Source organism: Pseudomonas sp. (assembly GCF_030147005.1).
Classification (GTDB): Bacteria; Pseudomonadota; Gammaproteobacteria; order Pseudomonadales; family Pseudomonadaceae; genus Aquipseudomonas.
The window spans coordinates 1-6,228 of sequence record NZ_JASLAW010000184.1; the positions used below are offsets into that span (position 1 = coordinate 1).

Here is a 6,228-nt window from a genome sequence, read left to right on the forward strand (position 1 = left end):
ACGCTCTTACAGATGGCCGAGCGATACATCACCCACATGGTTTCGGTTTTGAGCTCCTGGGGCAGTTTCACGGTGACGGTTATTTTTTCGCTGTTGGCAGGCGGTGCCAGGCTGTAGTCCTGACGGCAGCCGCTGAGGCTGATGAACAGCACGCACACAACAGTGAATAGTCGGAGAAACCTGGTTCCGACCTTGCGCGTCTTAATCGGCTTAACCATAGGTTTTCTCGTAATAGGCATTTGGGTCGGCAATGGCGTTAAAGCGCTGCAGCGCCTCGGCGCCGCCCTCCAATTGCTGGGTGATATGCAGGGCTTGGTCCAGCAAGCCTTGCAAGTGGAGAAACACCTGGCTGCGGGCCAGTTCGTCCTCATGAATGCTTCCGTAGTATTCCTTTATCTGTTCTTCGAACTTGCGCCTTTCTATTTGTCGTTGCAGTAGCGGATCGCGTTCGGCGTCAATCGATTCCAGTAATTGGTTGTGGATATAGGGTTGGTACTGCGACATGTAGTGATCACCAAGACGCGGCATTCGCCACGTCGTAGGGAGGCTGTAGCGCGGGAAGAGTCGGGCTCTGTTCTCGGCGGTCAGGGAGGTATTCAGGCGCTGCGTGGCCTGCTCGGCCTGCTGGTCACTGTCCTCGCACAGGCTCGGGACCAAATACAACTTGGTTTTTACCGGCAACGCGTAGGCGATCGTGCTGCTATAAGGCGAGCCATCGGGTTTGCGGTAAGCGGGGTAGGGGGTGAAGTTGTGTTGCAGGTGTTGTTCGGCCCGGAGAAACAGGGCGATCTCGCCGTGATGGCTGTACGGGTCCTCATGTTTGAACAAGGCGCTGGAGGCGGCTTGCCGTAGCGACCAACTAAACCCCGCCAGCAGGCCCACAGGGCCGTAGATGTCATACAGGTAGTTGTCCAGCGCGGCCTCGGGGGGCACGCGGGGGATGGCGTCCATGTCATTGACATGGCGAAAGTGCCATAGGTCTCCCAGAAATTGCACGGCGTGGAGGGTGAAGGTGCGTGGCATGCCGTAGGTGTAGAGCAGAGGGTTATAGTCTTTCAGCGAGGCTGCGTGGATCAGACCGAGAGCGCCGCCGAGGCTATGACCGCAGATGAACAGCTTTTTACTTTCAATATCCTCAAAAATTGTCTTACCCATAACTTTGGTATAAACCCGTCTCGCCATCTCAAAAGCATCACGAAAGCCAAGATGCACACTGCCCACAGAACTAAGGCCAGGACAAGGAACCTTAGGCTCGCAAATCGCAGCAATCTCCGGTTTCACGGGTCGAAAGGTCGCATCAGTAATTAAATCTGCGAACCCTTCCATTTCAGTACCGCGCCAAGCCACCAAAACCTGAGCAGCACTGATAGCGTAAAACAGCTGAGTGTGACCTTCCGGTGGGTCTGCCTTGGCAGTGTCCAGGCGGTCAGCCGCCACATACCGATCACTAAAGGGCACATCCGTCACCACACAGGGCCATACCTGGCTGTTATCCCAAACCCGAGGTGTGCGCGATAAATCCAGGCATTGCTGCTCGAAAAACTGCTTGACGGAACCCAGCTCACTTTCATCCTGCTTGCTATACGCCAGAATACTCATCAACCCCAGGTTGTAGGCATTGACCAGGCTGTACTCGGGCTGATGATGCAGCACCAAAGACCAGGCGCGAAAAGGGCAGACTTCCAGTACATGGCGACGGTCCAGTTCATCACCACGCACGGTGAAGCCGCCATAGCCCGGGTCCGGAAAGTGAAAGGCTGGAGGCTGCTTGGTATCTGACACAGTTGGGTTAAGAGTCGGCAGCTTGTCACTTAATTGCCCGATACGCAGATAGTGATATCCGTGCCCGGCAGCCAGTGCCTGCGTCTCAATCGGCGAAAAGCCTGAGCATTGCGAGCCATACAACGGCGTATCATCACCGACAATCGGCCGGGGCGGCTCGGCACGTTCGGCACGCAAACGACGGGTTTGCAGTTGCTCAGCCAGCGGGTCGGCCTGCATCGACAGTGTGATAGGCAACGGATGCAAGCCGTCGATGCGTATCACGCCTTGCGCATCGCTAAGGCCTGCGAACTCGGGCATCAACCCCTCGCGAGTGGCGTCGTTCACCGCCCGATAAGGCAAATTCGCCAGCGGCTCGCCTTGCTCATCCAGCAACTGGAATTCAATCCAATACTGTTTCTGTTTGCCGACAATAAGATCTTTGTACGGATTGAGAGTGTCGGTGCGGTGTATGGGGTCGTTGTGCATGGCAGTCCTTAGCAATGGATGTGGCGAAAAACCAAAGCGTAAAGAGTTGCTATCGGTGACGAATGTCGGAAGGTTCGCTTTTCAAAGCAGGTGCCTTCCTGATCGAAAGGTATATGAAGAAGCGGCGATAATGGCGCAAAGCTAGCATTTGCTCGGGTCTGCAAATCATTCCTTCGGCTGATTTAGCTGCAACATAACCTCTCTACAGTGCAGGTCTTCAAGCCAAGACCGTGCAGTCATTAAAGGGATTCGTATGTTGCAGACCCGAGTTATCCCGCCCGCCGAAGGTGCGTACCAATACCCGCTGTTGATCAAACGTCTGCTGATGTCCGGGACGCGCTACGAGAAGACCCGCGAAATCATCTATCGCGACAAGCTGCGCTACACCTATCCGACGCTGATCGAGCGCGTTGCGCGCCTGGCCAATGTGTTGACCGAAGCGGGCGTCAAGGCCGGTGACACCGTTGCCGTGATGGATTGGGACAGCCATCGTTACCTGGAATGCATGTTCGCCATCCCGATGATCGGCGCGGTGATCCACACCATCAACGTGCGCCTGTCGCCGGAACAGATTCTCTACACCATGAACCACGCCGAAGACCGCTTCGTACTGGTCAACAGTGAGTTTGCGGGGCTCTACCAGGCCAACGCCGGGCAGTTGACCACGGTCGACAAGACATTGTTGATTACCGATGGTGACACCAAGACCTGCGAGCTACCCAATCTGGTGGGCGAGTACGAAACCCTGCTGGCCGCTGCCAGCCCCAAGTACGACTTCGCGGATTTCGACGAAAATTCCGTCGCCACCACCTTCTACACCACCGGTACCACCGGCAATCCCAAGGGCGTGTATTTCACCCACCGCCAACTGGTGCTGCACACCATTGGCGTGGCGACCATCATGGGCAGCGTCGACAGCGTGCGTTTGCTCGGCACCAACGACGTGTACATGCCCATCACGCCGATGTTCCATGTGCACGCCTGGGGCCTGCCGTATGTAGCGACCATGCTCGGCCTGAAGCAGGTGTATCCCGGTCGATACGACCCGGAATACCTGGTGGAGCTGTGGCGCAAGGAAAAGGTCACTTTTTCCCACTGCGTGCCGACCATTCTGCAAATGGTGCTCAATGCCAAGGCCGCCCAGGACGTGGATTTCGGCGGTTGGAAAATCGTCATCGGCGGCAGCGCGCTCAACCGTTCGCTGTACGAAGCCGCCAAGGCTTGTGGCATTCAATTGACCGCCGCGTACGGTATGTCCGAGACCGGGCCGCTGGTGTCCTGCGCCCACCTCAACGCCGAGCTGATGGCCGGCAGCGAAGATGAACGCATCACCTATCGCATCAAGGCCGGTGTGCCTGGGCCGTTGGTGGAGGCGGCGATCATGGACACCGACGGCAACTTTTTGCCTGCCGATGGCGAATCCCAGGGCGAGCTGGTACTGCGCGCGCCCTGGCTCACCGAGGGCTATTACAACGAGCCGCAAAAGGGCGCCGAGCTGTGGGCCGGTGGCTGGATGCACACCGGTGACGTCGCCACCCTGGACGCGTTCGGCGTGATCGATATCCGTGACCGCATCAAGGATGTGATCAAGACCGGGGGCGAATGGATCTCTTCCCTGGCCCTGGAAGACCTCGTCAGTCGCCACCCGGCGGTACGCGAAGTAGCGGTGGTGGGCATCGCCGACCCGCAGTGGGGCGAGCGCCCGTTTGCGCTGTTGGTGTTGCGTGATGGCCATGTGATAGGGGCCCGTGAGCTCAAGGAGCATCTCAAACCGTTCGTAGAATTGGGCCACTTGAGCAAGTGGGCGATTCCGAGCCAGATCGCCGTTGTTACTGAAATTCCCAAGACCAGCGTCGGCAAGCTCGACAAAAAACGTATCCGCATCGACATCATCGAATGGCAGGCCAACAACAGCACGTTCCTGTCGACCCTCTGACGCCTCTTGCCGTGCCTGTACGGGGGCGGCAATGCTCTATCTCAGGCCTTTACTTGTGATTTGCCAAATTTCAGCCATCCTTGCCGCGTCGACCTTCGTCGGCGTGGCGAAAGGGTCGTGGCAGACGGGTTGGTGATGCAAATCACACTTTAGAGGGATCAAGCACTACCCCCTGCTGGCTATAGTCCCTTCCAGAGTTTTTCGCGGATGTTGCGCTTCGGGCGATGGTGGCTCGGTTGTCGCTCGGCATTGGTATCGTTGTATCCCGGCCGTTACATGCATCCTGCGAAAGAGCTCACTGCCATAACAATAAAATGCACATGGAGTAGCGTCGATGACCTCAGTAAACCAGTTCTGGCGCCGGGCACGACTGCCCCTGGCCGTCAGTCTCGCTTCTACGCTCGCCGGGCCCGCATTCGGCGTCAGTTTCAACATCGGTGAAATCGAGGGGAGTTTTGACTCATCCCTGTCGGTAGGCGCCAGTTGGAGCACGTCCAAGGCCAATCGCGACCTGATCGGCGCCAACAATGGCGGCAAGGGCCTGTCCCAGACCTCCGATGACGGGCACCTGAACTTCAAGCGCGGAGAAACGTTCTCGAAGATCTTCAAGGGCATCCACGACCTGGAACTGAAGTACGGCGACACCGGTGTGTTTGTGCGCGGCAAGTACTGGTACGACTTTGAACTCAAGGACGAAAGCCGTCAGTTCAAGGACATCAGCGACAACAACCGCAAGGAAGGCGCCAAGTCGTCGGGCGGGCAGATCCTCGACGCGTTCGTCTACCACAACTACTCGATTGCCGATGCGCCGGGCTCCGTGCGTTTTGGCAAGCAGGTGGTGAGCTGGGGCGAAAGTACGTTCATTGGCGGCGGTATCAACTCCATCAACCCGATCGACGTATCGGCGTTTCGTCGTCCGGGGGCTGAAATCAAGGAAGGCTTGATTCCGGTCAACATGTTCTACGTGTCCCAGACCCTCACCGACAACCTGTCGGCCGAGGCGTTTTACCAACTGGAATGGGACCAGACCGTTACCGATAACTGCGGCACCTTCTTCTCGCAGCCGGACGTGATTTCCGATGGTTGCAGCAACAACCTGCGGGTACTGAACAAGCGCTCGACCATTCCTGGCGCGGCACTGCCGACCTTGGGTGCCCTGGGTGTGGACGTCAACAGCGAGGGCGTGCTCGTGCGCCGTGGGCCGGACCGTGATGCCCGCGACAGCGGCCAGTTCGGCGTGGCCATGCACTACAACTTCGAGCCGCTGGACACCGAGTTCGGCGCCTACTTCATGAACTACCACAGCCGTGCGCCGATTTTCAGTGCTCAGGGCGCGCCGTCGGCGGCCTACACCCGTCCGCTGGGCCCGCTGGGGGCATTGCGTCCGCTGATCGTGGCGGGCAGCTCTAACTACTTCGTCGAGTATCCGGAAGATATCCGTCTCTACGGTTTGAGCTTCTCCACCACCTTGCCGACCGGCACCGCCTGGAGCGGTGAGTTGAGCTACCGTCCGAATGCGCCGGTGCAGTTGAGCACCACCGACATCCTGTTCGCCGGTGTCACGCCGATCCCGGGCTTTGGCAATGCGTCGGTGCTCAAGGGCTCGCCGGGCCAGGACCTGCACGGCTACAACCGCAAGGAAGTGACCCAGTTCCAGACCACCTTCACGCACTTCTTTGACCAAGTGATGGGCGCCAGCCGCCTGACTACCGTCGGTGAAATTGGCGTGACCCATGTCGGTGGCCTGGAAAGCAAGTCCCAAGCCCGTTATGGCCGCGATCCGGTATTCGGCCCAGGCACCTTGCCGGGCGGGTTCTGCAACGCTCTCAACAACTCCACCGCAACCGGTGCCGGCCTGCCCAACGCTGCCGGCCTGAACACCAACTGCAACAATGACGGCTACACCACCGCAACATCCTGGGGCTACCGCGCCCGTGCCATCTGGGAATACCCGGACGTGTTCGCCGGCGTCAACCTCAAGCCCAACGTAGCCTGGTCCCATGACGTCAAAGGTTACTCGCCAGGCCCTGGCGGCAACTTCG

The 6,228-nt window shown here is 58.4% G+C and carries 3 protein-coding genes and 1 pseudogene; 2 read left to right on the forward strand and 2 right to left on the reverse strand.

Annotated features, from left to right (window positions below):
* Both Q1V60_RS17250 and Q1V60_RS17255 read right to left on the reverse strand, forming a co-directional pair.
* Positions 1 to 218, reverse strand: a pseudogene (locus tag Q1V60_RS17250) (hypothetical protein); the annotation flags it as partial.
* A complete protein-coding gene (locus tag Q1V60_RS17255; protein ID WP_300632742.1) occupies positions 211 to 2,250 on the reverse strand; it encodes a lipase family protein in 2,040 nt (679 codons plus the stop codon). The pseudogene Q1V60_RS17250 and the gene Q1V60_RS17255, both read right to left, overlap by 8 nt.
* A gap of 253 nt (positions 2,251 to 2,503) precedes the next feature.
* Between Q1V60_RS17255 and Q1V60_RS17260 the strand changes: the two genes are divergently transcribed.
* Entirely contained in the window at positions 2,504 to 4,186 is a 1,683-nt protein-coding gene (locus Q1V60_RS17260) for a fatty acid--CoA ligase (protein ID WP_300632743.1), read from the forward strand.
* Positions 4,187 to 4,520: 334 nt separating this feature from the next.
* On the forward strand, positions 4,521 to 6,228 hold a 1,708-nt coding region (locus tag Q1V60_RS17265; protein WP_300632746.1), incomplete at its 3' end, for a DUF1302 domain-containing protein.

Bases quoted from the DNA above. Each gene is read 5' to 3' on its own strand.
- Q1V60_RS17255 (WP_300632742.1), bottom strand. From the start codon at position 2,250: ATGCACAACGACCCCATACACCGCACCGACACTCTCAATCCGTACAAA.
- Q1V60_RS17260 (WP_300632743.1), top strand. From the start codon at position 2,504: ATGTTGCAGACCCGAGTTATCCCGCCCGCCGAAGGTGCGTACCAATAC.